Source organism: Mucilaginibacter lappiensis (assembly GCF_050433765.1).
Lineage (GTDB): Bacteria > Bacteroidota > Bacteroidia > Sphingobacteriales > Sphingobacteriaceae > Mucilaginibacter > Mucilaginibacter lappiensis_A.
This window is the reverse complement of record NZ_JBNPWP010000014.1, coordinates 1-21,348: the sequence shown is the minus strand read 5'-3', so window position 1 is coordinate 21,348 and position 21,348 is coordinate 1. Positions and strand designations below refer to the sequence as shown.

Here is a 21,348-nt window from a genome sequence, read left to right as displayed (position 1 = left end):
AATATTAAAAAAAATGAAAAAGACTAACCAAATCCTTCTCGGTACCATAATCGCAACTGCTATTGTTGCCCAGGGCACACCCGGCAGCGCGCAAAGTGCAAATACCGGTAGCTCCTTGCCGGATGAATCGATACGCCCATTTCATGTAAGTATTCCCGCTGCTAAACTAACAGACCTTAAGCGCCGGATCCTGGCAACCAAATGGCCCGAGCGTGAAACCGTTAAAGATAGATCGCAGGGTGTACAACTAGAAGTGATGAAAAAGTTGGCGCACTACTGGGCAACAGGCTATGATTGGCGCAAAATGGAGGCTAAGCTGAAAGTGATACCTCAATTTATCACAAATATAGATGGGCTGGATATTCATTTTATTCATGTTCGTTCCAAACACAAAAATGCTTTGCCCATTATCATAACACATGGTTGGCCAGGATCCATCATTGAACAAATGAAGATCATCGGCCCGCTAACCGATCCTACCGCTTTCGGTGGGAAAGCCGAAGATGCGTTTGATGTCATCATACCGTCACTACCGGGTTATGGCTATTCAAGCAAGCCAACAGCTACCGGCTGGGACCAACAACATATTGCACGGGCATGGGTTACCCTAATGAAACGTATGGGCTATAAACGATTTGTTGCTCAGGGCGGCGATTGGGGAAATGCCGTTACCGAACAGATGGCGCTGCTAACACCGCCCGAACTGATCGGCATTCATACCAATATGCCGGCCACAGTGCCCGCCGACGTTGCCAAAGCGCTTCAGTTTGGCGAACCGGCACCGGCCTCCCTTTCTGCTGATGAAAAACATGCCTACGATCAGCTCGATTATTTTTACAAACACGGTCTGGGTTACGCTAATGAGATGGCAAACCGTCCACAAACTTTGTATGCTATCGAAGATTCACCAGTGGGACTGGCGGCATGGATGCTCGACCACGATGCTACCAGTCTTGCGCTTATTTCGCGTGTTTTCGATGGAAAGACTGAAGGTTTGACCAGGGACGACATTCTGGATAACATCACCTTATACTGGTTAACCGGTACGGCTGTTTCTTCCGCCCGGTTGTACTGGGAAAGCAAGCTTCCCTTCTTTGCGCCAAAGGGTATTACCATACCTGTAGCGGTAAGCGCCTTTCCAGACGAACTGTATCAGGCCCCGCGTAGCTGGACAGAACAGGCGTATCCTAAACTTGTGTACTATAATAAGCTTGATAAGGGCGGTCACTTCGCAGCTTGGGAGCAACCAAAAATATTTTCCGAAGAAATGCGGGCAGCATTTAAAACACTGCGCTAATACAGGAAACCTACTGTTTAGCACAGGTCGAAAGTGATCTACATCACATTAAATAAGGCATAGGTGTCTATGTGATGTAGGTCACACGCCCGGCTGCGAAATGCTACCGTAATTTGTTCTATAATTTAAAACATAAATAAAATGGAAAATCAAAAATTCGAAATCGTAACTCCTCAAAGCAACATTGACTGGGTGGGAAGAAAAGTAACTGGTGCGCATAACGGCACCATCGCCATCAAAGAGGGCGAAGTAATTTTAAACGACGGGAAACTTACCGGTGGTAAATTCATCATCGACACCACATCCATAAAAATACTGGATGTAACCGACCCTAATTTAAACGGCCAGTTTTGGGGCCACCTGGCTTCTGATGATTTCTTTTCATCGGAGAAATACCCGGAAGCTGTTTTAGAAATAACCTCAGTTTCAGGCAATCATGTTGAAGGTAACCTAACCATCAAAGGCATTACCCATCCGGTGGCATTTGATGTTGCCGTTACGGTAAACGGTGACCAGTTAACTGCAAAAGGCAAAATAGTTATCGACCGTACCAAGTATGATATGAAATTCCGTTCGGGCAATTTCTTTACAAACTTAGGCGATACGCTGATCTACAATGATTTTGACCTTGATGTAAACATTACTGCCAAAGCCGCTTAATAAGCGGCCCTGGCCTAAAAATTAAAACCATGCCATACGTAAAATTAGAAGTGACCCGGGAGGGCATCACCAGAGAACAAAAGCAAACGCTGATCAAAGGCATCACCGATCTGATAACCGATGTGCTGAATAAAGACCCGCAATTAACCCATGTGGTGATACAGGAAATAGAGCTGGATGATTGGGGATTTGCCGGCGAACAAGTATCGGTTTTGCGGGAAAAAGGTATTACGGCAGATAAAAAATAACACAGTGAAAAAACAAACGATAATCGTTACCGGTGCCTCTTCTGGCATCGGTAAAGAAGTAGCCCGTCACTTTTTAGAAAAAGGCGACAATGTAGTGATCAATTCATCTACGGCTCATAAATTAGAACAGGTATACCAGGAATTAGGCGCGGGCACAAACCTGGCTTGGGTAGCAGGAAACGTAAGTGATAAAAGAACCGGTGAAAAACTGGTGGCAACCGCGCTGGAAAGATTTGGTTCGGTAGATGTACTGGTAAACAACGCCGGGATTTTTGAAACAAAACCATTCCTGCAGGTGGATGAAGCCTACCTTGACCGCTTTTTAAATACCAACTTGAAGGGAACCTATTTTACCACACAGGCGGCTATTCCGCATATGCTGAAACAACATGATGGCGTGGTGATCAATATCGGGACACCTTTGGTTAATCACGCATTGGGCGGAGTGCCGATCACGGCGCAAATGGCATCAAAAGGGGCGATACATGCGCTTACTATACAGTTGGCAGCCGAATTTGGTAAAGATAACATCCGGGTGAATACCATAGCGCCAGGCACCATCCGTACACCGATGCACGGCAGTAAGGCCGATGAAGGCGCAGGCTTGCATTTGTTAAACCGGGTTGGCGAAGTGGAAGACATTGCCGAAATGGTTTATACAGTTGCAAAAAGCAATTTCATCAGCGGTGCAATCATCAATGTAGACGGCGGCATGTCAGCCGGGCATAACTTAAACTAAATGAAAACGATTTTATTAACCGCTTTTCTGTCCTGTATTTTACAGGTATCAAAAGCACAAAATCAAAATAAAATGGAAACCAATCAACAGGATAAAGTAGCGATCACACAGGCACTGGAGGATCTTTATCTGAAAGGCATATATGAAGGTGATATTGACCTGCTTCGTAAGGTCTATCATTCGGGCACATTGGTATTTGGAGATATCAATGGGGTGCCATATGCCAAAACGCTTGATCAATACCTGGATGGTGTAAAGAATCGCGTGAGTGTCAAAGACTCCGGCAAACCGTTTAGGGGAATTATTACTTCCATAGATGTAGTGAATTCCATTGCTGTGGCCAAACTACATGTTAAAATGTATGATTTTAATTACGATGAATTCCTCTCTTTTCATAAGATTGACGGAAAGTGGGTTATCGTCAACAAAATGTTAACTGATGTAGCCCAATAAAAAACAGCATCATGTGGTATCAAACAAAAGCAACTGAAATTCTGGGTATTCAATATCCTATCCTGCAGGGGCCGTTTGGCGGTAACCTGTCATCCGTTGACCTTGTCTCAACCGTATCAAATGCCGGTGGGCTCGGTGGATATGGCGCATACACGCTAAGCCCGCAGGAGTTAAGCGATATTGCCCGTCAGCTCAAGGCTGCAACCGATAAGCCTTATAATATCAACCTGTGGGTTTCGGATACAGATGCGGTAGGCGGTGTTGTTTTAGATGATCAATTTAAACGAGCGCAAGAACTATTCAAACCCTATTTTGATGAGTTAGGGATAGAATTGCCGGGAAAACCTGCGCCATTCAAAACCCGTTTTGAAAATCAGGTAGAAGTCATCCTTCATGAACGGCCTCCGGTGTTCAGCTTTATGTTTGGTACCCCATCTGCTAATATTCTGGAACAATGCCGTAAGCTGGGCATTGTCACCATCGGTGCTGCAACTACGCTGGATGAGGCCATAGCATTGGAAGCAGCGGAAGTTGATCTGATCATTGCTTCGGGCTTTGAAGCAGGCGGGCACCGTCCATCGTTTCTGGCACCGGCCGAGTCGTCCACAATTGGAACGTTTGTATTGCTACAACTCATTAATGAGAAAGTAAAAACACCTGTTATTGCCGCAGGTGGTATAGCCAACGGCAAAGGCGTAGCAGCGGCGCTGGCACTTGGTGCCGATGCTGCACAAATAGGTACAGCTTTCCTGGCTACCGATGAATCAAACGCCACGGCCATTCATAAACAAATGCTGTTTTCGGATGCGGCAAAGTACACCACTTTATCGCGGGCGTTTACAGGAAGATTGGGAAGGGGCATAACCAGCCGTATCGCCAGGGATCTCGTACACCAGGAAAAAGGGTTCCTGCCTTTCCCTCTGCAAACGCAGTTTATGTCACACATCCGCAAAGCGGCTATCGAACAGGAAAAGTGGGATATGATTCTGTTTTGGGGCGGGCAGATAGCACCGGTATTAAAACATACCAAAGCCGGTGAATTGATGAGTGCCCTAATAGAAGAAACTACCGCATACTTTGAAAACTTAAAAGCTTAAGACGATGAAAAAGGCGATCAATGTTATTTATCTCGGTGGCCCGACTATCATATTAGAGATAGCCGGTTTAAGGCTCATGACCGATCCAACGCTTGACCCTGCGGGTGAAGTATTCAAGATCAATGACAAGCCTGCTTACTCAAAAACTGAAGGCCCGGCAAGAGTTAATATTGGCAAAATTGATGCCGTGCTGTTAAGTCATGACCAGCATGGCGATAACCTCGATAATGCAGGGAGGGAGTTTCTGAAATCGGTGCCGAAGACATTTACCACCAGGATAGGAGCAGAGAGATTGAAGGGCAATGCTATCGGATTGGCCCCCTGGGATACCGCCATTTTAAATGACAAGATTACCATCATATCAACACCTGCCAGGCACGGCCCGGCCGGAAGCGAACATCTTACTGGGGATGTCACAGGCTTTATCGTATCAACAAAAGACATCCAGATATATATTACCGGGGATACGGTTTTCTACGATGGCATTAAAGAAGTTGCCGAAAGGTTCAAACCGAAATACATATTCATTTTTGCAGGGGCAGCTAAGCCACGTGGGCCGTTCAATGTAACCATGGGTACCAACGATGCTATTGATACAGCCTTTGCTTTCCCGGAAGCTACGATCATTCCAGTACATTTTGAGGGCTGGTCGCATTATACGGAGACAGGTGAAATGTTACGGCAATCCTTTAGCGCCCTGGGAATTGCCGAAAGGCTGAAAATACTAAAAGCAGGGGTAAAAACAGAACTGTAAAACAACAAGCACAAGCATTTTTTAAGCTGGAAAACATCCGGACAGGAGATGCTATATCTAAAAATTAAATATTAAAACTATGAAAATCAACAAAATTCTATTCGTTGTAACATCTCATGATGAGTTGGGCAACACCGGCAAAAAAACAGGACTATGGATCGAGGAATTTGCTGCTCCTTATTACAAATTACGTGACCTTGGTAAAGAGATCGTGATTGCTTCACCAAAAGGCGGGCAAACACCAATTGATCCCAAAAGTGATCTTCCTGAAAATAAAACCGAAGCTACTAAACGATACTATAGCGATGCAGAAACGCAGGACAGGCTGAGTAATACGGTAAAATTAAGCACGGTTTCAGAGAGTGATTTTGATGCCATCTTCTATCCGGGCGGTCACGGCCCAATGTGGGACCTGGCCGAAGACAGAGACTCTGTAAAGCTTATCGAAGCATTTTATTATAACGGCAAGCCTGTAACATTGGTTTGCCACGCTCCGGCAGCTCTAAAGTATGCAAGAACACCGGAAGGGCTATGGCTGATCGAAGGAAAAAGAGTGGCCGCCTTCACCAATACAGAGGAAGAAACCGCCGAACTGACTAAAGTGGTGCCCTTTCTATTAGAAGATATGCTGAAACAAAGGGGCGCAAATTTTCAAAAAGGAGAAGACTGGAAGCCGTTCGTAACGCGCGATGGTTTGCTGATCACCGGGCAAAATCCTGCATCATCGGTATTAGCGATCGATACCTTACTTGACTATGCCGAAAGGGGCTAATAAAACTAAATCAATCACTAAAACAAAAGGCAATGAACACACCGAAAGTTTGGTATGTAACGGGTGCTTCCCAGGGATTGGGGCTCACCCTCGTTAAAAAATTATTAGCGTGCGGATACCGGGTTGCTGCAACTTCACGTAATGCGCAAACACTCAAAACAGCAGTCGGCGTTATCGACAGCAACCGCTTTTTGCCATTGGCTGTGGACCTGAATAACCCGGATTGTATTGACGAATCCATCAGGCAAACGCTTGCCGCCTTTGGGGGGATAGATGTATTGGTCAACAATGCAGGCTACGGTATGACTGGGGTTGTTGAAGAAACCGCAGAGGAGCATATCAAAGACATTTTTAGTGTGAACGTTCTTGCCTTAATCGAAGTGACTAAAAGGGTGATACCGGTAATGCGCGAACAAACATCAGGGCATATTATCAATATTGGCTCGGTGGCCGGTCTTGCCGGTGCGCCCGGATGGGCAATCTATTCAGCTACTAAAGCAGCCATCGCAGCTTTTTCTGAAGTCCTGGCGCTGGATGTCAAAGAATTTGGGATTAAAGTTACCGTGATTGAACCCTCAGGTTTCCGGACAGGTTTTTTAACTGAAAGCTCACTGGCGCGGATTCCCAATATTACAGAAGGATATAACGCTGTAAAAGACACGGAGATCAGCTACTTATCAGCAAACGGAAGCCAACCAGGCGATCCTGAACGCGCGGCGGAAATATTTATTGATATGGCCGAAAGCCCGGAAGCGCCGGAGCACCTGTTTTTGGGCCGGGATGCTTACAACCGCGCGGCAGAAAAGTTAAAAGCGATGTCAACAGAACTGGAAGAATGGAAGGAAGTCTCCATTCATGCCGATTTTACACAAGACATTTAACCTTTAAGATCATGAAAAAAATAAATTTTTTATTGACACTCTTTTGCCTCGCTGCGCTGCTCAAAGCAACCCGCACCCATGCCCAGGGCTTACCAAATCATAAGTTTGGTGAAATCTACCAGGAGAACATTAAATGGTCACCGTTCCCGGCATTTCCCCCAGAGGCGCGCCTGGCTATTCTCGTAGGTGACCCCAAAAAGCCGGGACCGTATGTAATCAGGGTAAGAGTACCCGCCGGTGTTATTCTGCGGCCGCACCTACATCCTGAAGACAGGATATACACCGTGATTTCCGGCGTCTTTTATATCGGTATAGGCACCAAATTCGACGCTTCAAAATTAAAGGCGTACCCGCCCGGAAGCGTGGTCATTCTACCCGGAAACACACCACATTTCCATTGGGCCAGATCCGGCGGCTATGAAACGCAGGTTACCGCTAACGGCCCCCTGGGGATAAGTTATATAGTTCCATCGGATGATCCGAGGAATAAAAATATCAGCAAATAAAACATAAACGAACAAGGAAATGGAAACTAATAAAAATGAGGGTGCTACAACAGGCCCCAAAGTATTTTTAATAACAGGAGCTTCGCGTGGATTTGGCAAATTATGGGCTGAAGCATTTTTAAAGCGTGGCGATAAAGTAGCTGCCACCGCCAGGGATATCAAACACCTTGACGAACTTGTGGCCAGATATGGCGATACAGTATTACCTATAAAGTTAGATGTAAACAACAGGTCGGAAAGCTTCGAAGCTGTGGAAAAGGTGCGGGCCGCTTTCGGCCGCATTGACGTTTTGATCAATAATGCAGGTTACGGCTTGTTTGGTGCGATCGAGGAAACTACAGAGCAGGAAGCCCGGGATCAAATGGAAACGAATTTCTTCGGCTTGTTATGGATGAGCCAAGCCATACTCCCGCTGATGCGGGAACAAAAAAGTGGTCATATTATCCAGGTATCCAGTATGCTCGGATTAGCAACGCTACCTGTTTTGGGTTTATATAACGCTTCCAAATTTGCAGTTGAAGGCCTGAGCGAAACCTTAGCCACAGAGGTAGCTGGTTTTGGGATTAACGTCACATTGATCGAGCCTAACGGCTATTCCACAGATTGGTCGGGGGCATCAGCCATACGCACAAAAGAAAATGAAGTTTACGCGCCATTAAGAACAGCTTTTTATGGAAGCCTTACACCGGATGCCTGGGGCAAACCTGAAGCTACTACGCAAGCCATTTTAAAACTTGTTGATGCGCCAAATCCGCCCCTTAGATTGCTCTTAGGTAAAGTTGCATTTCCGCTGGTAAAGCAAAACTATGAAAAGCGGTTTGCCGAGTTCGAGGAGTGGAAGGACGTTACCGACGCAGCGCACGGTTAATTGAAACCAATAAATAATTCTCAAAGAAATATTAAACCCGATGAAAACTATGCGAACCCTATACATCACCATCCCTGCGATCTTAATTGCCGCGATCGTCGTAGCTGTTACACCAATACAATTTACGCCTGAACAAGATAACAAACCGTCGTTGCAAGGTGCAACCGGCTGGTTGAATACAACGCCGTTAAAATTGGAAGAGTTGCGTGGAAAAGTCGTGCTTATTGACTTCTGGACCTACACCTGTATCAACTGGCGGCGTACCATGCCCTATGTGAAGGATTGGGCCTCAAAATACAAAGATCAGGGATTGGTGGTGATAGGTGTTCATACCCCTGAGTTTTCGTTTGAACAAGAATTAGGGAATATCAGGAACGCCAACACAGAAATGAATATTGGTTATCCGGTTGCGGTTGATTCCAATTATGAAATATGGAACTCCTTCCGGAATCATTATTGGCCGGCGCTTTACCTGATTGATCCGAACGGAAAAATACGCTATCAAAAGTTCGGTGAAGGTGATTATAAAGAAATTGAAATAAAGATCCAGCAATTGCTAAGGGAGCTTTCGCCAAAAAACACACCACTTCAAATTACAGCAATTCAACCCGGCGGCGCTGAAGCTGCTGCTGATTGGAGCAACGTTGAGTCGCCTGAAAATTATGTGGGTTACGGCCAAACGCAGGGTTTTGCTTCCCCGGGTGGAATAATTAGTGATAAGTCGGTAATCTATACTGTGCCGTCTGGCCTCCAACTCAATCAATGGGCGCTTAACGGAGAATGGACCATCGGCAAGGAAAAGGTTTTATTAAACGGGAAACAAGGCAGGCTAATTTACCGGTTCCATGCCCGCGATCTTAATTTAATTATCGGTCCTGGCGCAAAAGGAACTCCAGTAAAATTCCGTGTCACTATTGATGGGAATATTCCCGGAGCCTCGCACGGGTTAGATATAGACGAAAATGGCAACGGAACGATAACGGAACCGCGAATGTATCAATTGATCCGCCAGCAGGGGCCGATCATCGACCGGGACTTTCAAATCGAATTTTTATCCCCTAAGGTTGAGGTATATGATTTCACATTTGGATGATCAAGAGCTTATACTAATAATTCAAAAAAGTAAGACAATGGAAAAAATAACAAAAACTACAGAGCAAATAGAAGGAACTCCGGTTCGATTAACCCGCCATAATCCCGGTTACTGGCAGCTAACGTTAGATGCTCCACCCCTTAATTTGTTCGGCCCTGAACTACTTACCGGATTGGAAGAAGTGGTGCGCCGTATGCAGGCCTCGCCCGAATTGCGTGTGATCGTATTTGACAGCGCGCTACCGGATTTCTTTATTGCGCATTTTGACGTGGTAAAAGGTGGCGAAATAATTGCCCGCAAAACACCTTCGGGGATACTGCCGGTATTCGATGTTGCGGTAGCATTGCACGAGTCGCCGGTTATTTCGATTGCTGCTATCCGTGGACGCGCCCGTGGCGTAGGTATTGAGTTTGCAGCAGCCTGTGATATTCGCTTTGCGGGCGATAAAGCCATATTTGGTCAATTTGAAGTGGCTGTTGGAACGATCCCTGGCGGAGGCAGCATGGAGTTTCTGCCGCTTTTAGTAGGGAGAGCACGAGCCCTGGAGATCATAGTAGGCGGTGAAGACATAGATGCGGGTATAGCCGAACGCTATGGGCTAATTAACCGGATGATAACGGATGATAAACTGGACGATTTCGTGCACAATTTTGCACTTCGTATTAGCCAGTTTGACCAGGTGGTAACCGGACAGGCAAAAACTTTGGTGAATAAGCGAGCACCAAGGCCATCATTGGAACATATGAATGAGTCGCGAGCCGCGTATATCCAGACTGCCAGCAGGCCGGAAAGAAAACCTACCATTGAAAAACTCCGGGCCTGGGGCTTTCAGCAGGACGGTGATTTCGAATACAACGTAGGCGCTTATTTGAACCGGATCAGTGAGCATAACATTGATTAATGGATCTACTTAACGAATTGAAATAATTAACAACTTAAATAATAAGAAAATGGAAAACAGCACTAACGGGAATTCACAAGTGGATGACCAAAATGCAAAAGTAGTTTATACCGCAAAAGCACACACTGTCGGTGGTCGCGATGGCGGTTCGTCACGTACATCAGACGGCCGTCTGGATGTTAAACTTTCTTTACCCGGCGCTCCTGGAAATGGCACCAACCCCGAACAATTGTTTGCTGTAGGCTGGTCGTCCTGCTTTTTCAGTGCCTTAAAATTGGAAGCTGCCACCAGGAAAGTGAGATTTCCGGCAGATGCGGCAGTTGACGCTGAAGTAGACCTTCGGCTGTCGGAAGAATCTGGATACTCTTTGGAAGCTCGTTTAAACGTAAGTCTACCAGGTATTGAACCGGAACTGGCTCGGGCTATTGCCGAAGGGGCGCACTTATTATGTCCTTATTCAAAAGCCACTCATGGTAATATTAAAGTGGAAACTAATATAGTTTAACCGTGACGTACCAAGGATGTGATTCTCCGCAGGTGGGAAAACACTTTTTGGTCAAAAGAGAAAAATTTTTCATTAGGAATTTAAATATCAAGCATATGTTACAGAAACATAACTATGATCGCCGCAGGTTTTTAGGAGCTGCAGCGATAGCCATGGCGGCCGGCCCACTATTGATGATAGGGGGGGCAAATGCACAGCCTGTTAAAACTGGCCCGTTAACTTCAGGTAAATCAAGCACGAAAATCAACGCATCGTCCTCATTTGATATTAAGCAGATCAATGCTGGTTTATTGAATATTGGCTACGCTGATTTGGGGCCGACAGATGGCAAAGTAGTTATACTATTGCACGGCTGGCCATATGATATTTACAGTTTTGCTGATGTTGCACCGTTGCTGGCAGGAAAAGGTTATCGCGTGATTATGCCTTACCTGCGTGGCTTTGGAACAACCCGCTTTCTTTTGGCTAAAACCTTCAGGAACGGGCAGCCATCCGCTATTGCTCTTGATATCATAGCGTTCATGGATGCGCTCAAGATCGACAAAGCCATTCTTGCAGGGTTTGACTGGGGCGCGAGAACTGCTGATATTATCGCGGCGTTATGGCCTGAACGCTGCAGCGCCCTGGTCTCTGTGAGCGGCTACCTGATCGGTAGCCAGGCAGCGGGAAAAATACCCCTACCACCGTCTGCTGAACTGCAGTGGTGGTACCAGTTCTATTTCGCTACAGAACGTGGAAAGGCGGGCTATGACAAATACCGGAATGACTTTAATAAACTGATCTGGAAACTGGCATCGCCCAAGTGGAACTTCGATGATGCCACTTTTGACCGTTCGGCCGCGGCTTTTGACAACCCGGATCACGTCGCTATTGTGATACATAATTACCGTTGGCGACAGGGCCTTGAAAAGGGTGAATCAAAATACGACGATGTAGAGAACAAACTTGCAAAAGCCCCGGTAATTACTGTACCAACTATCACCTTGGAAGGTGACGCCAACGGTGCGCCTCATCCACAGCCGAGCGCGTACGCCGCAAAATTCTCAGGTAAGTATGCCAATAAGATTATCGATGGTGGTATCGGGCATAACCTGCCGCAGGAAGCGCCGCAGGCATTTGCAGATGCGATCATTGAGGCTGAAGGTTATTCAAAATAAGCCGGTTCAACAATAATTTAAATAACACAATACTTAAAATTAAAATGTAATTATCATGGAAAATGAACAAATTATCGTGGATTCCAGCTTTTCAGCTGTGATCAACGCTCCGATCGAAAAGATCAACATCCCGGAATGGTGCTTTTCGCTTCCGGAAGCTGAATACCAGGCATGCTCACCCGCGCACGTGGCAGCAGGTGTGACAACCTCACCCGAAGGAAAAAGAATGTCTATCAATGTGGAGATACTTGGGGGCAGCCCAATGGTACAGCACTACATAGAAACATTGTCAGAACCGGGACACCTGATCCTGGAGTCGGTTTCAGATGTGTTCTCACCCACCGGCCGCGTGAATATTTTGGTACATTGGGAGCTGAGCGTAAAAAAGATCGACGAAAATAGCTGCGAATTTACGAACCGGGTAATTTCAAGGCCCACAGAAGGCTTTTTAAAAGGCCTGGAAAAACAGGGGATACCATTTGATCTGTTTAAAACCCAGCGCCAGCCGGTATCGATCTATCACAACCAAAGTGAAACGCCGTTGTTCGCCAAAAGCATCGAGCGACATGCTTTGAGACAAAATTAATTTTATCATAAATAAAATTTACTGAAATGGAAGCTCAAACTTATGAACGCGAAAGAACAGCGTTGATGTTTATCGACCCTTACAACGATTTTTTATCAGAAGGGGGAAAGGTGTGGCCAAGGGTTAAAGATGTTGCGGAGAGTAATAACTTATTAAATAACCTCCGGACGATTGTTAAGGCCATCAGGCAAGCGGGTATCCAGGTTTTTATCGTGCCCCATAAACGATGGGAGCCAACAGATTACCAGTACTGGAAATATCCCAACCCAACGCAAGTGGGTATCATGAGCCGTCATTCCTTTGCCAAAGGTACCTGGGGCGGGGAATGGCACCCGGATTTTGCCCCCCAGGAGGGTGATATCATTGCCAAAGAGCACTGGGCCCAAAGTGGTTTTGCCAATACGGATCTGGATATGTTGCTTAAGCAGCATGGGATTACCCACGTGATCGCGGTGGGCTTGCTGGCTAATACCTGCGTGGAAAGTACCTGCCGTTTCGCGATGGAACTGGGTTATCATGTGACCCTGGTAAAAGACGCAACAGCTGCCTTTACGCCGGAAATGATGCACGCTGCCCATGTTTTGAACGGACCCACTTTTGCCCATGCCATCTTAACGACGGGAGAGCTGGTAGAAGCCTTGCCCGCAGCTTTACCCGAAGCATAATAAATTAAGTTGAGCAACAAGCCTCCGATGACGGGGGCTTGTCTTATTACCTTTTCTTTTAATGTTTCCGGTTAAGCCTTATAACCGTTAATCTCAATCGGTTGAAGTGGCTATCAGGTTTCGCCATACATAAATCATTCCTTCTAAGATAATGCCTGTCACGTTGCTCCAATTGGGGGGCAACTAGAGTCAGTGGACAGAGCGGTTTGGCTTGGCCATTGCCTTGCCTTTTTTTTAAGGTCTACTCTGGCAAATACAGGTACGAGGCTCATAAGCAGGTGAGCAAAAGGGAGCTATAACATTAGCTTTTAATGATAATTTTATTGCCGAAATTTATCAAATTAGTGCTTTTTATGAAAGAACTGCTAAGAGCCCATTTCGAGAAAATAATTCAGCTTACAGATCGTGAGTTTGAATATATATACAGTCATTTTGTACATAAGAAACTGATTAAGCATCAGTTTCTTATTCAGGAGGGTGAGCTGGTAAAAAACGAGTTTTTTGTGGTGAAGGGCTGTTTGAAATCGTATATGATAGATAGCGATAATAAGATGCATGTGCTTCAGTTTGCCCTTCCCGATTGGTGGATAACAGACTACTACGCGCTCTACAATCAAATCCCATCATCGTTATATATTGATCCTGTGGAATCGGCAGAGGTACTTGTAATTTCGTTGGCGGATAAGGATAAACTTTGTGCCGAACTGCATAAAGTTGAACATTTTTTTCGGAAAAAAACTAATTTCGGTTATGTTGCTCTTCAGCAGCGTGTATTGGGCTTGATCAATACCAACGCCCGCGATAGGTATGAGCAACTGATAAAACAATATCCTGCTTTATTTCAAATGGTGCCGAAGCAATTGATCGCATCTTATCTTGGGGTTACCCGTGAAACCCTTAGTCGCCTATACAAAACCCACCAATAATTTGATATATATCACACGAATTTTTTGATGTATGTCCTGTGTGAAAACCTCAAATCTTCAAACCTTTGCATTAAATAAAATTCAAAGGAAATGAAAATGAAAATGAGAATTAAAGCAAGTGCAATATTATTAGGTTTACTTTCAATAGTAAATTTAAGCGGGTTTTCGCAAGAAAATCAATCTGCGTTACCGGTAAATTCGAAGGCGAAGAAAATACTCTTCGTTGTTACTTCGCACGATCAATTAGGTAACACCGGCAAAAAAACAGGGTTATGGATAGAGGAGTTCGCAGCGCCCTATTTTTACCTTACCGCTCAGGGGGCACAGATCACCATCGCCTCTCCAAAAGGCGGTCAGGCTCCGATAGATCCTAAAAGTAACGATCCTGAATTTCAAACTGAATCAACCCGGAAATACTTTGCCGATGTGGCTACGCAAGAAAAACTGGCCCATACTGTTTTGCTTTCAAAGGTAAATCAAAAAGATTATGACGCCGTTTACTACCCTGGAGGACATGGGCCGATGTGGGATCTATCCGAAGATAAAAACTCGGCCCGCCTGATCGAGTCCTTCATCAAAAATCAAAAACCGGTAGCTTTGGTGTGCCATGCACCGGCTGCATTGAAAAATGTTAAAGCCGCGAACGGACAACCATTAATAAAAGGTAAAAAAGTATCGGCTTTTACGAATACTGAAGAAACTGCTGTGCAGCTAAACAAAGTTGTACCTTTTTTACTGGAAGATATGTTAAGGTCTAAAGGAGCCGATTATCAAAAAGGGGAGGACTGGCACCCGTTTGCAGTTCAGGACGGCTTATTATTTACCGGCCAAAATCCGCAATCATCTTTACTAGTTGCACAAAAACTGATGACTTACTTGTCATCTTCGGTCAACTAACTCTCCGAATGAAATCTTTAAGCAAAAAAGTCTGCAAAATTGCAGGGCACTGAAAAAGTGGCTATTTATCAAAAGAGGCTGTTTTCAATTTTGAAAATAGCCTCTTTTTCTTTGCTGTATTTGGATACATAGTAGAGGTAAACTAGGCATCAAACCTCAAGATGATGGTGCTTGTTGCTTAATATCATGTTGCGAAAATCGTTTTTATCAGGCCTTGTAACCGTCGGTGATGGATCTGTAAAACTCGGTATAAGCTTTGCTCATACCAACGTCGTTCCTTTTTACGAAGACGGTAGTCATTTGCGAAATATCGGCCGGCAGGCTAAATACTTTAAGGTTTTTATATTGATAAAGTTTTTCGATCAGGGCAACAGGCATTAAAGTTACGCCTACGTTCTTTTCGACAGCATTCAATATTCCCTCCAAGGTATCCATCTCGATCAGGGAGATCTTGCTGACCGGCCAGTCTTTGGTTAGGCGCTCGGCAAGTTTACGGTAGGAGCACCCATCGCTGAAAACAATCAGCTTCAGTTTCCGACCGCTTTGTTGAAGTTGTTCGTAAGATGTGATCAATGAGGAGGCAATGATGCCCAGTTTTTCCGTTAAGATCGGCTGCACGGAAAGGCGCGCATCGGTAATATCTCCGGCTACGAAAGCGCCGTCTAACTGGCAGGATAAAACTTCTTTAATCAAAGCTTCAGTGGTTCCCGTCTTCAACTTAAATTCCACATCGGGATAAGTTTCACCAAAGTGTTGTAACATTCCGGGAACACGCAAAGCGGCAGTAGTATGGATACAACCAATCCTAACCAAACCTTTAACCGGCTGTTCGCCGCCGTTAATCGTAGCCTTGGTTTGATCGATCATTAACAAGATCTGTTTAGCGGTTTTCAGTAGCTCTGCACCGGCATCAGTCATTTGGATGGATCGAGACGTCCGTGCGAATAGTATCGTATTAAACTCCGTCTCCAACATTTTAATTCTGGCGGTGACGTTGGATTGCACAGTATGTGTTGCGGCTGCAGCCTTGCTGAAATTACTATGTTCCGCCACTGCCTGGAAAATTACCAAATCATTTATTTGCATAATTAATCACTAATAATGATACAAATATATCATTATTAATTGTTTTTAATGTTCATTTTATGGAATTAGTTTTGAATATGGAATTAGCTATCAAAAAAAAATCGCGGAGAAGTTTCGCTATACCCGCTCTTACAGGCTTTGTTACCTTGCTCATCAGTAATGGCATTGGCCGCTTCGGCTATCCGCCGTTAATACCGGCGTTAGTTGATGCTAAATGGTTTACAGTTGCTCAGGCAGACTACCTGGGTGCAGGTAACCTTACCGGATATATCATCGGCTCGATGGCGGGAACTTTTCTCAATAGGTATGTGGGATCTGTTACGCTGGTACGGTCGATGTTATTACTGGTTGTTGTGTCTTTTATTACCTGTGCATTTCCGCTTGCCTACCCGCTGTATTTTATGATCAGGTTATTAGCCGGCTTTGGTGGTGGCGTGATCATGGTGATCACCGCCCCCACGATATTTAAACATACCGCGCCCGAGCGCAAGGGCTTGGTAGGCGGCGTTATATTTTCCGGGGTTGGTATTGGCATTGCCTTAGCCGGTACGCTCATCCCTTTTTTGGTTAGCCAGGGATTGGAAACCACTTGGTTTGTTTTTGCTGCAATAGCTTTTATCTTAACGTTGGTGATCTGGAAAGGCTGGCCCGAGGGGAGTAATGAAAAACACATTTACGTACCTTCTCATCGTCAAAGTTCCGGCAAGGGGATGCTATGGTCGGGGGCTATAATTTTCCTCATCCTTTCTTATGCCTGTAATGCGGTGGGATTTGTTCCGCATACCGTTTTTTGGGTAGATTTTATTAGTCGGGGACTGCACCGGGGAATTGAACAAGGTACGCGTTTCTGGGTACTGCTCGGACTGGCGGCAGCTGTTGGGCCGGTGCTGACTGGCATAGTTGCAGATAAGATCGGTTTTGCCAAAAGCATTCGCATCAGCTTATTGGTTAAAGCAATTGGCGTAATCTTACCACTGGTGTCTACCGCGAGCTGGAGTTTAGCATTATCAAGCATATTTGTCGGCAGTTTGGCGCTGGGTATCAGTTCACTGGCGGCGGGGCGGACGGCAGAATTGGCGGGTCATCAGCATCAAAAACAGGTTTGGAGCAGGATGACAGTTATCTTTTCTATCACTCATGCCGGTACTGCCTACCTCTTATCTTTCCTTTTTTCGATTGAGCGTTCCTATACACTGCTTTTTGAGATCGGTGCTGCAACGCTGTTGGCAGGCAGTATACTTGATTACTTATCATCCAGGTTCGGAAAACCGGCGGCTTAACTTATTTTCAGTTAGGTGTGAAATGGATTGGTTACTTGTGATATTTCGTTGTTCAAGTTATTGTTTAACGAATTTTCGAATATGAAATTTAATCAGATGTGTTAGTATGTGTTTGATAATAAGCGCATTAGGCATTTGGCATGATTTATATAATGGGATAATCCTATAAAGTACTAAAGATCAATCCAATGGGCATGATATTCAAAACTCCACGAATAATAAACCGCGCTATAACCAGGCAGGTGATAAACTTACACAAGCAAGGATATGTCAATGATTTTTGTTTATGTAATAAGCATTTGCTGTGTATGCAAAATGCTGTCAATTTTCGTGTTAACGATGTATGCATAAAAGTCATCGATCAGGTTTATGATCAGCTCAGCCGGCGCTTTAAATATATCCATACCATAGATACATGTAATGGAGAGAAAGGTGTCATGATCATTGATCAGATCTTCACTAACGCCTCGGCTTAATATTAAATCTAAAAATCAACTAATAATGGACACTCAAATTGGAATCATAACGAACAACCGTACACAGGTAGCACACGCTTTAAGCGTTTTTCTTGCTGATGAATTTGTACTTTTTACCAAAACAAAAAATGCGCACTGGAATGTTGAGGGTGCAAACTTTCATGGCTTGCATCTTTTTTTTGAAGAACAATTTAAAGTGCTGGATGAAGTAGCCGATAGCATCGCCGAACGCATCCGTTCCTTAGGCCACTACGCTCCAGCAACATTAAAAGACTTTCTTGACCTGACCCATTTTTCAGAACAATTACATGAAACGAATGATGGCCCGGGCTTTATCAAAGAATTGTTAAATGACCATGAAAGTTTAATTATGCAGTTTCGTCAAAAAGTTAACTACTTCGCGAATGACCTGAAAGATGCCGGTTCCAGCGACTACATTACCGGCCTGATCGAGGCGCACGAGAAGATGGCCTGGATGTTAAGAGCGCATCTGAAATAGGAGTTTAGCCAACATCAGGTACGTTGTTAAAGAATGGACTATAGCTACCAGCGAATATTGCAACCTTAACATTTAAGAAGGCAAACGGAGTTCTGGGTTCCGATACCGTACCCAAATAAAGCAGGTGAATAAGCCAGCTGCCAGTCTACAGGTCAATCATTTTTATATTTTGAAAATTAGCGTTATGAATATTACACTTAAACAAGCGGAGTTGGCTATACAGGCTGCGAAAGAAAGAGCCTCGCAACTGGGTACCCTAATGAATATCGCGATCGTGGATTCAGGTGTCAACCTTGTCGCGTTTGTTCGTATGGATGATGCATGGATTGGAAGTATAGATATCGCCCTGCGCAAAGCCAAAACGGCGAGTTATTTTAACATGGAATCCGGCGAGATCGGGAAATTATCGCAGCCCGGCGGACAGGGCTGGCAGATTGAACATTCAAATGGCGGACTAATTACATTCCCGGGGGGAGTACCTATTACAAATACGACAGGACAAATTATTGGGGCGATCGGTGTTTCCGGGAGCACGGTAGAACATGACCAGGCAGTAGCCCGGGCCGGTGCCAAAGCGGTGAAATAACTGCTAAAGTCCGTGACTGTAAAATTGACTGTATTTGTTGATAATGTACAATGCAATGCCCATCATTCAAAAAAATGATTACGTCGGAAACCGGAAGTCCTTGGTCGTATTTGGTTGAAAGTAAAGGGAGATATCAGACATATAATGCAACTAATTAGCCACCCTACCTTCCAGTATACAATAAAAGGAACAAAAGGCAAAATAACTTAAAACATAAATTATGGAAACTAAAAATTTCAACATCGAAACCTCAGAAAGCATCATTGCGTGGACTGGCAGAAAAGTAACCGGATTCCACAATGGAACAATCGCAATTAAATCAGGTTGGCTAATTGTAAATGAGGGAATAATAACCGGTGGCAAATTCATCATCGATACTACTTCCATCAAGGACCTTGACATAAGCGACCCTGACACTTACGCGAAATTCATTGCCCATTTAGCTTCAGACGACTTTTTCTCTTCTGAAAAATTTCCCGAAGCAGTGTTTGAAATCGTTTCGGCTGCAGCTGAAACCGAGGCGGAATATGCCATTTTGGGGAATTTGACCATCAAAGATATTACTAATCCTGTATCATTTAAAGTGACTGCATTTGTTGAGGGAGATATCATCAAAGCCGCTGGCAAAATCACCATTGACCGTACTAAATACAATATGATTTTTCGTTCCGGCAATTTCTTTGAAAAGCTGGGTGATACATTGATCTATAACGACTTTGACCTTGATGTCAGTATCCTAGCCAAGGAAGCTAACGTTTAGGATATGGATACATTTTTAAAATAAATGAATAACGCCACGAAAATCTAAATTATTCTATGTCGTAGTTAATATCGCCGTATGCAAGTGCCACTGAGGTATCAGTATACGGCTTACTCTTACAAAGGTTTTAATTCGCCCTTTAAATTGTCAATATCGCCTAAAACCGTTCCCTAAAAGTTAGGAAAAAGCGGTTAGTAACATTCAGAAAACGTAGGAAAGATGAAATTATTAAAGTTGACAGCAGTGATATTCATATTCTTTTTAATGGAACCCCAGCAGGCAAGTGCGCAAGACGCCCGATTAACTAATGAAAGAGAAATTAAGGTCGCGGAGTATTCATCAAAAACGGTATACAAAACGGTAATGGTAAATGGCCTTAAAATATTCTATCGCGAAGCCGGGTCAACAAAATCGCCAACGATTTTACTGCTGCATGGCTTTCCGTCATCGTCACGTATGTTCAACTCATTGTTCGCGCTGTTGAAAGACCACTTTCATCTCATAGCACCAGACTACCCGGGCTTTGGTCATAGTGATTATCCGTCAACCTCCGAGTTTCAATATACATTTGATCACCTGGCAGAAATTATGGACAAATTTACAGAGGCAATTCATCTGAAAAGTTACAATTTATATTTGCAGGATTACGGAGGGCCAATAGGAATGAGGATGGCGATTTTAAATCCGCAACGGATAGCCTCCATCATAATCCAAAATGCCGTAAGCCATGACGAAGGCCTGTCACCATTGTGGGCAAAAAGAAAGGCCTTTTGGAAGGATAGTGCTGCTAACGTGCAAACATTAATTGCTAATTTTACGTCTCCTAATGCGACCCGTCAACGGCACATAGGCGGTTCGCCACACCCCGAAGCGATAGACCCTGACACATGGACTGACGAATTAGCCTGGCTAAACACTCCGGGAGTTTTAAAGGCCCAGATTGACTTATTTTATGACTATCAGAACAATGTTGCCAATTATCCAAAATTCCAAAAATGGCTGCGGGTACGTCATCCACGTTTGTTAGTTTTGTGGGGGAGATATGATCTTTCATTCACCGTTGCAGGCGCATATGCCTATCAACAAGATGTTCCTGACGCTGAGATCCATATTCTGGATGCAGGACATTTTGCACTTGATGAGGCTGCACCTGAAATTGCCAGCTACATCCGACAATTCCTACGTCAATAACAATATGAGGATGAGACGGGGTAGTGTATAAATCAGGTTGTTAAATCAATCGGGTAAAGAACAGGTATTTACATTTCTTAAATCTCAATTCAGGGATACTAATTGAGATATGAGGAACACTTTATTTAATCAGTTTTGCTATTGTAAATAGACTTGGTGCGTCATTTTTAGGGCTAAAAAACGCTCCAAAAGACGCTCATGGGTTTTGCGATTTTATACGAGTTTTGTTATTCTCTAACAAACTCTAAAAACAAAAACCCTCTAATTAGCGAAATTAGAGGGTTTTTGTTTTTTCAAAATTAGGTTCGATATCAACGCATATAATTAAAAAAGCCCTGTAAATGCTTGATTTACAGGGCTTTATATTTTCAGCGGAGAGCTAGGGTTCAGAACCATCGCTCTAATGTATTAATTATCAGTAATTTGCAATTTAAAAAGTTCCTTACTCTACGAATGACGCAAAAA

At 44.4% G+C, this 21,348-nt stretch carries 25 protein-coding genes and 1 pseudogene; 24 read left to right on the top strand and 2 right to left on the bottom strand.

The genetic code is table 11. The features are described 5' to 3' along the window. Window positions 1–13 precede the first annotated feature (13 nt). From M2273_RS28590 to M2273_RS28500, 19 genes are all read left to right on the top strand, one after another. A complete protein-coding gene (locus M2273_RS28590; RefSeq protein WP_429401449.1) occupies window positions 14–1,297 on the top strand; it encodes an epoxide hydrolase family protein in 1,284 nt (427 codons plus the stop codon). 141 nt (window positions 1,298–1,438) lie between these two features. Next, a complete protein-coding gene (locus M2273_RS28585) occupies window positions 1,439–1,957 on the top strand; it encodes a YceI family protein (protein WP_429401447.1) in 519 nt (172 codons plus the stop codon). 29 nt (window positions 1,958–1,986) lie between these two features. After that, a complete protein-coding gene (locus tag M2273_RS28580; protein WP_429401445.1) occupies window positions 1,987–2,205 on the top strand; it encodes a tautomerase family protein in 219 nt (72 codons plus the stop codon). 4 nt (window positions 2,206–2,209) lie between these two features. Next, window positions 2,210–2,944: an SDR family NAD(P)-dependent oxidoreductase gene (locus tag M2273_RS28575; RefSeq protein ID WP_429401443.1), complete on the top strand. Its 735-nt coding sequence runs from the start codon at window positions 2,210–2,212 to the stop codon at window positions 2,942–2,944. Next, window positions 2,945–3,397, top strand: a complete 453-nt coding sequence (locus M2273_RS28570) for a nuclear transport factor 2 family protein (RefSeq protein WP_429401441.1) — start codon at window positions 2,945–2,947, stop codon at window positions 3,395–3,397. It begins immediately after the preceding gene. An 11-nt stretch (window positions 3,398–3,408) separates the two neighbouring features. Beyond that, window positions 3,409–4,494, top strand: a complete 1,086-nt coding sequence (locus M2273_RS28565; RefSeq protein WP_429401439.1) for an NAD(P)H-dependent flavin oxidoreductase — start codon at window positions 3,409–3,411, stop codon at window positions 4,492–4,494. A gap of 4 nt (window positions 4,495–4,498) precedes the next feature. Continuing rightward, a complete protein-coding gene (locus M2273_RS28560) occupies window positions 4,499–5,248 on the top strand; it encodes an MBL fold metallo-hydrolase (protein WP_429401437.1) in 750 nt (249 codons plus the stop codon). 79 nt (window positions 5,249–5,327) lie between these two features. Then, window positions 5,328–6,020 carry a type 1 glutamine amidotransferase domain-containing protein gene (locus M2273_RS28555; protein WP_429401435.1) on the top strand — a complete coding sequence of 231 codons (693 nt, stop codon included), beginning with the start codon at window positions 5,328–5,330 and terminating at the stop codon, window positions 6,018–6,020. Window positions 6,021–6,052: 32 nt separating this feature from the next. After that, window positions 6,053–6,901, top strand: a complete 849-nt coding sequence (locus M2273_RS28550; protein ID WP_429401433.1) for an SDR family NAD(P)-dependent oxidoreductase — start codon at window positions 6,053–6,055, stop codon at window positions 6,899–6,901. A gap of 11 nt (window positions 6,902–6,912) precedes the next feature. Then, window positions 6,913–7,407 carry a cupin domain-containing protein gene (locus M2273_RS28545; protein ID WP_429401430.1) on the top strand — a complete coding sequence of 165 codons (495 nt, stop codon included), beginning with the start codon at window positions 6,913–6,915 and terminating at the stop codon, window positions 7,405–7,407. A 19-nt stretch (window positions 7,408–7,426) separates the two neighbouring features. After that, window positions 7,427–8,275, top strand: coding sequence for an SDR family NAD(P)-dependent oxidoreductase (locus M2273_RS28540; RefSeq protein WP_429401428.1), 849 nt, complete (start codon window positions 7,427–7,429; stop codon window positions 8,273–8,275). Window positions 8,276–8,315: 40 nt separating this feature from the next. Then, window positions 8,316–9,368, top strand: a complete 1,053-nt coding sequence (locus M2273_RS28535; RefSeq protein WP_429401426.1) for a thioredoxin family protein — start codon at window positions 8,316–8,318, stop codon at window positions 9,366–9,368. Window positions 9,369–9,405: 37 nt separating this feature from the next. After that, window positions 9,406–10,269 carry an enoyl-CoA hydratase/isomerase family protein gene (locus tag M2273_RS28530; RefSeq protein WP_429401424.1) on the top strand — a complete coding sequence of 288 codons (864 nt, stop codon included), beginning with the start codon at window positions 9,406–9,408 and terminating at the stop codon, window positions 10,267–10,269. 49 nt (window positions 10,270–10,318) lie between these two features. After that, window positions 10,319–10,774, top strand: coding sequence for an organic hydroperoxide resistance protein (locus tag M2273_RS28525; protein ID WP_429401422.1), 456 nt, complete (start codon window positions 10,319–10,321; stop codon window positions 10,772–10,774). Window positions 10,775–10,869: 95 nt separating this feature from the next. Continuing rightward, entirely contained in the window at window positions 10,870–11,931 is a 1,062-nt protein-coding gene (locus tag M2273_RS28520) for an alpha/beta fold hydrolase (protein ID WP_429401420.1), read from the top strand. 55 nt (window positions 11,932–11,986) lie between these two features. Then, window positions 11,987–12,517, top strand: a complete 531-nt coding sequence (locus tag M2273_RS28515; RefSeq protein ID WP_429401418.1) for a hypothetical protein — start codon at window positions 11,987–11,989, stop codon at window positions 12,515–12,517. Window positions 12,518–12,543: 26 nt separating this feature from the next. Then, the gene (locus tag M2273_RS28510) at window positions 12,544–13,182 is read left to right on the top strand and encodes an isochorismatase family cysteine hydrolase (protein WP_429401416.1); all 639 of its coding nucleotides are present in this window, start codon (window positions 12,544–12,546) and stop codon (window positions 13,180–13,182) included. Between the two features lie 353 nt (window positions 13,183–13,535). Beyond that, entirely contained in the window at window positions 13,536–14,108 is a 573-nt protein-coding gene (locus M2273_RS28505; protein WP_429401414.1) for a Crp/Fnr family transcriptional regulator, read from the top strand. A gap of 96 nt (window positions 14,109–14,204) precedes the next feature. Continuing rightward, window positions 14,205–15,005: a type 1 glutamine amidotransferase domain-containing protein gene (locus M2273_RS28500; protein ID WP_429401412.1), complete on the top strand. Its 801-nt coding sequence runs from the start codon at window positions 14,205–14,207 to the stop codon at window positions 15,003–15,005. Between the two features lie 207 nt (window positions 15,006–15,212). Here the strand turns inward: M2273_RS28500 and M2273_RS28495 are convergent, their stop codons facing one another. Continuing rightward, window positions 15,213–15,872 carry a LysR substrate-binding domain-containing protein gene (locus M2273_RS28495; protein WP_429401643.1) on the bottom strand — a complete coding sequence of 220 codons (660 nt, stop codon included), beginning with the start codon at window positions 15,870–15,872 and terminating at the stop codon, window positions 15,213–15,215. Between the two features lie 48 nt (window positions 15,873–15,920). After that, window positions 15,921–16,091, bottom strand: a pseudogene (locus M2273_RS28490) (LysR family transcriptional regulator); the annotation flags it as partial. Window positions 16,092–16,150: 59 nt separating this feature from the next. On the opposite strand from M2273_RS28490, the gene M2273_RS28485 reads away from it, so the two are divergent. The 5 genes from M2273_RS28485 to M2273_RS28465 all read left to right on the top strand — a co-directional run bounded on the left by M2273_RS28485 (window position 16,151) and on the right by M2273_RS28465 (window position 20,883). Further along, window positions 16,151–17,371 (top strand): YbfB/YjiJ family MFS transporter, encoded by a 1,221-nt coding sequence (locus M2273_RS28485; protein ID WP_429401410.1) that lies wholly within the window; start codon window positions 16,151–16,153, stop codon window positions 17,369–17,371. A gap of 501 nt (window positions 17,372–17,872) precedes the next feature. Continuing rightward, window positions 17,873–18,346 carry a Dps family protein gene (locus M2273_RS28480; protein WP_429401408.1) on the top strand — a complete coding sequence of 158 codons (474 nt, stop codon included), beginning with the start codon at window positions 17,873–17,875 and terminating at the stop codon, window positions 18,344–18,346. A gap of 184 nt (window positions 18,347–18,530) precedes the next feature. After that, a complete protein-coding gene (locus M2273_RS28475) occupies window positions 18,531–18,932 on the top strand; it encodes a GlcG/HbpS family heme-binding protein (RefSeq protein WP_429401406.1) in 402 nt (133 codons plus the stop codon). Window positions 18,933–19,152: 220 nt separating this feature from the next. Continuing rightward, complete coding sequence (locus M2273_RS28470) at window positions 19,153–19,692, top strand: YceI family protein (protein WP_429401404.1); 540 nt, start codon at window positions 19,153–19,155, stop codon at window positions 19,690–19,692. Window positions 19,693–19,956: 264 nt separating this feature from the next. Continuing rightward, window positions 19,957–20,883, top strand: a complete 927-nt coding sequence (locus M2273_RS28465) for an alpha/beta fold hydrolase (RefSeq protein WP_429401402.1) — start codon at window positions 19,957–19,959, stop codon at window positions 20,881–20,883. Window positions 20,884–21,348 lie beyond the last annotated feature (465 nt).

What these genes read in the sequence shown, in the direction of transcription:
- M2273_RS28590 (WP_429401449.1), top strand. Translation starts at nt 14, where the DNA reads ATGAAAAAGACTAACCAAATCCTTCTCGGTACCATAATCGCAACTGCT.
- M2273_RS28585 (WP_429401447.1), top strand. Translation starts at nt 1,439, where the DNA reads ATGGAAAATCAAAAATTCGAAATCGTAACTCCTCAAAGCAACATTGAC.
- M2273_RS28580 (WP_429401445.1), top strand. Translation starts at nt 1,987, where the DNA reads ATGCCATACGTAAAATTAGAAGTGACCCGGGAGGGCATCACCAGAGAA.
- M2273_RS28570 (WP_429401441.1), top strand. Translation starts at nt 2,945, where the DNA reads ATGAAAACGATTTTATTAACCGCTTTTCTGTCCTGTATTTTACAGGTA.
- M2273_RS28565 (WP_429401439.1), top strand. Translation starts at nt 3,409, where the DNA reads ATGTGGTATCAAACAAAAGCAACTGAAATTCTGGGTATTCAATATCCT.
- M2273_RS28560 (WP_429401437.1), top strand. Translation starts at nt 4,499, where the DNA reads ATGAAAAAGGCGATCAATGTTATTTATCTCGGTGGCCCGACTATCATA.
- M2273_RS28555 (WP_429401435.1), top strand. Translation starts at nt 5,328, where the DNA reads ATGAAAATCAACAAAATTCTATTCGTTGTAACATCTCATGATGAGTTG.
- M2273_RS28550 (WP_429401433.1), top strand. Translation starts at nt 6,053, where the DNA reads ATGAACACACCGAAAGTTTGGTATGTAACGGGTGCTTCCCAGGGATTG.
- M2273_RS28545 (WP_429401430.1), top strand. Translation starts at nt 6,913, where the DNA reads ATGAAAAAAATAAATTTTTTATTGACACTCTTTTGCCTCGCTGCGCTG.
- M2273_RS28540 (WP_429401428.1), top strand. Translation starts at nt 7,427, where the DNA reads ATGGAAACTAATAAAAATGAGGGTGCTACAACAGGCCCCAAAGTATTT.
- M2273_RS28535 (WP_429401426.1), top strand. Translation starts at nt 8,316, where the DNA reads ATGAAAACTATGCGAACCCTATACATCACCATCCCTGCGATCTTAATT.
- M2273_RS28530 (WP_429401424.1), top strand. Translation starts at nt 9,406, where the DNA reads ATGGAAAAAATAACAAAAACTACAGAGCAAATAGAAGGAACTCCGGTT.
- M2273_RS28525 (WP_429401422.1), top strand. Translation starts at nt 10,319, where the DNA reads ATGGAAAACAGCACTAACGGGAATTCACAAGTGGATGACCAAAATGCA.
- M2273_RS28520 (WP_429401420.1), top strand. Translation starts at nt 10,870, where the DNA reads ATGTTACAGAAACATAACTATGATCGCCGCAGGTTTTTAGGAGCTGCA.
- M2273_RS28515 (WP_429401418.1), top strand. Translation starts at nt 11,987, where the DNA reads ATGGAAAATGAACAAATTATCGTGGATTCCAGCTTTTCAGCTGTGATC.
- M2273_RS28510 (WP_429401416.1), top strand. Translation starts at nt 12,544, where the DNA reads ATGGAAGCTCAAACTTATGAACGCGAAAGAACAGCGTTGATGTTTATC.
- M2273_RS28505 (WP_429401414.1), top strand. Translation starts at nt 13,536, where the DNA reads ATGAAAGAACTGCTAAGAGCCCATTTCGAGAAAATAATTCAGCTTACA.
- M2273_RS28500 (WP_429401412.1), top strand. Translation starts at nt 14,205, where the DNA reads ATGAAAATGAGAATTAAAGCAAGTGCAATATTATTAGGTTTACTTTCA.
- M2273_RS28495 (WP_429401643.1), bottom strand. Translation starts at nt 15,872, where the DNA reads ATGATCGATCAAACCAAGGCTACGATTAACGGCGGCGAACAGCCGGTT.
- M2273_RS28485 (WP_429401410.1), top strand. Translation starts at nt 16,151, where the DNA reads ATGGAATTAGTTTTGAATATGGAATTAGCTATCAAAAAAAAATCGCGG.
- M2273_RS28480 (WP_429401408.1), top strand. Translation starts at nt 17,873, where the DNA reads ATGGACACTCAAATTGGAATCATAACGAACAACCGTACACAGGTAGCA.
- M2273_RS28475 (WP_429401406.1), top strand. Translation starts at nt 18,531, where the DNA reads ATGAATATTACACTTAAACAAGCGGAGTTGGCTATACAGGCTGCGAAA.
- M2273_RS28470 (WP_429401404.1), top strand. Translation starts at nt 19,153, where the DNA reads ATGGAAACTAAAAATTTCAACATCGAAACCTCAGAAAGCATCATTGCG.
- M2273_RS28465 (WP_429401402.1), top strand. Translation starts at nt 19,957, where the DNA reads ATGGAACCCCAGCAGGCAAGTGCGCAAGACGCCCGATTAACTAATGAA.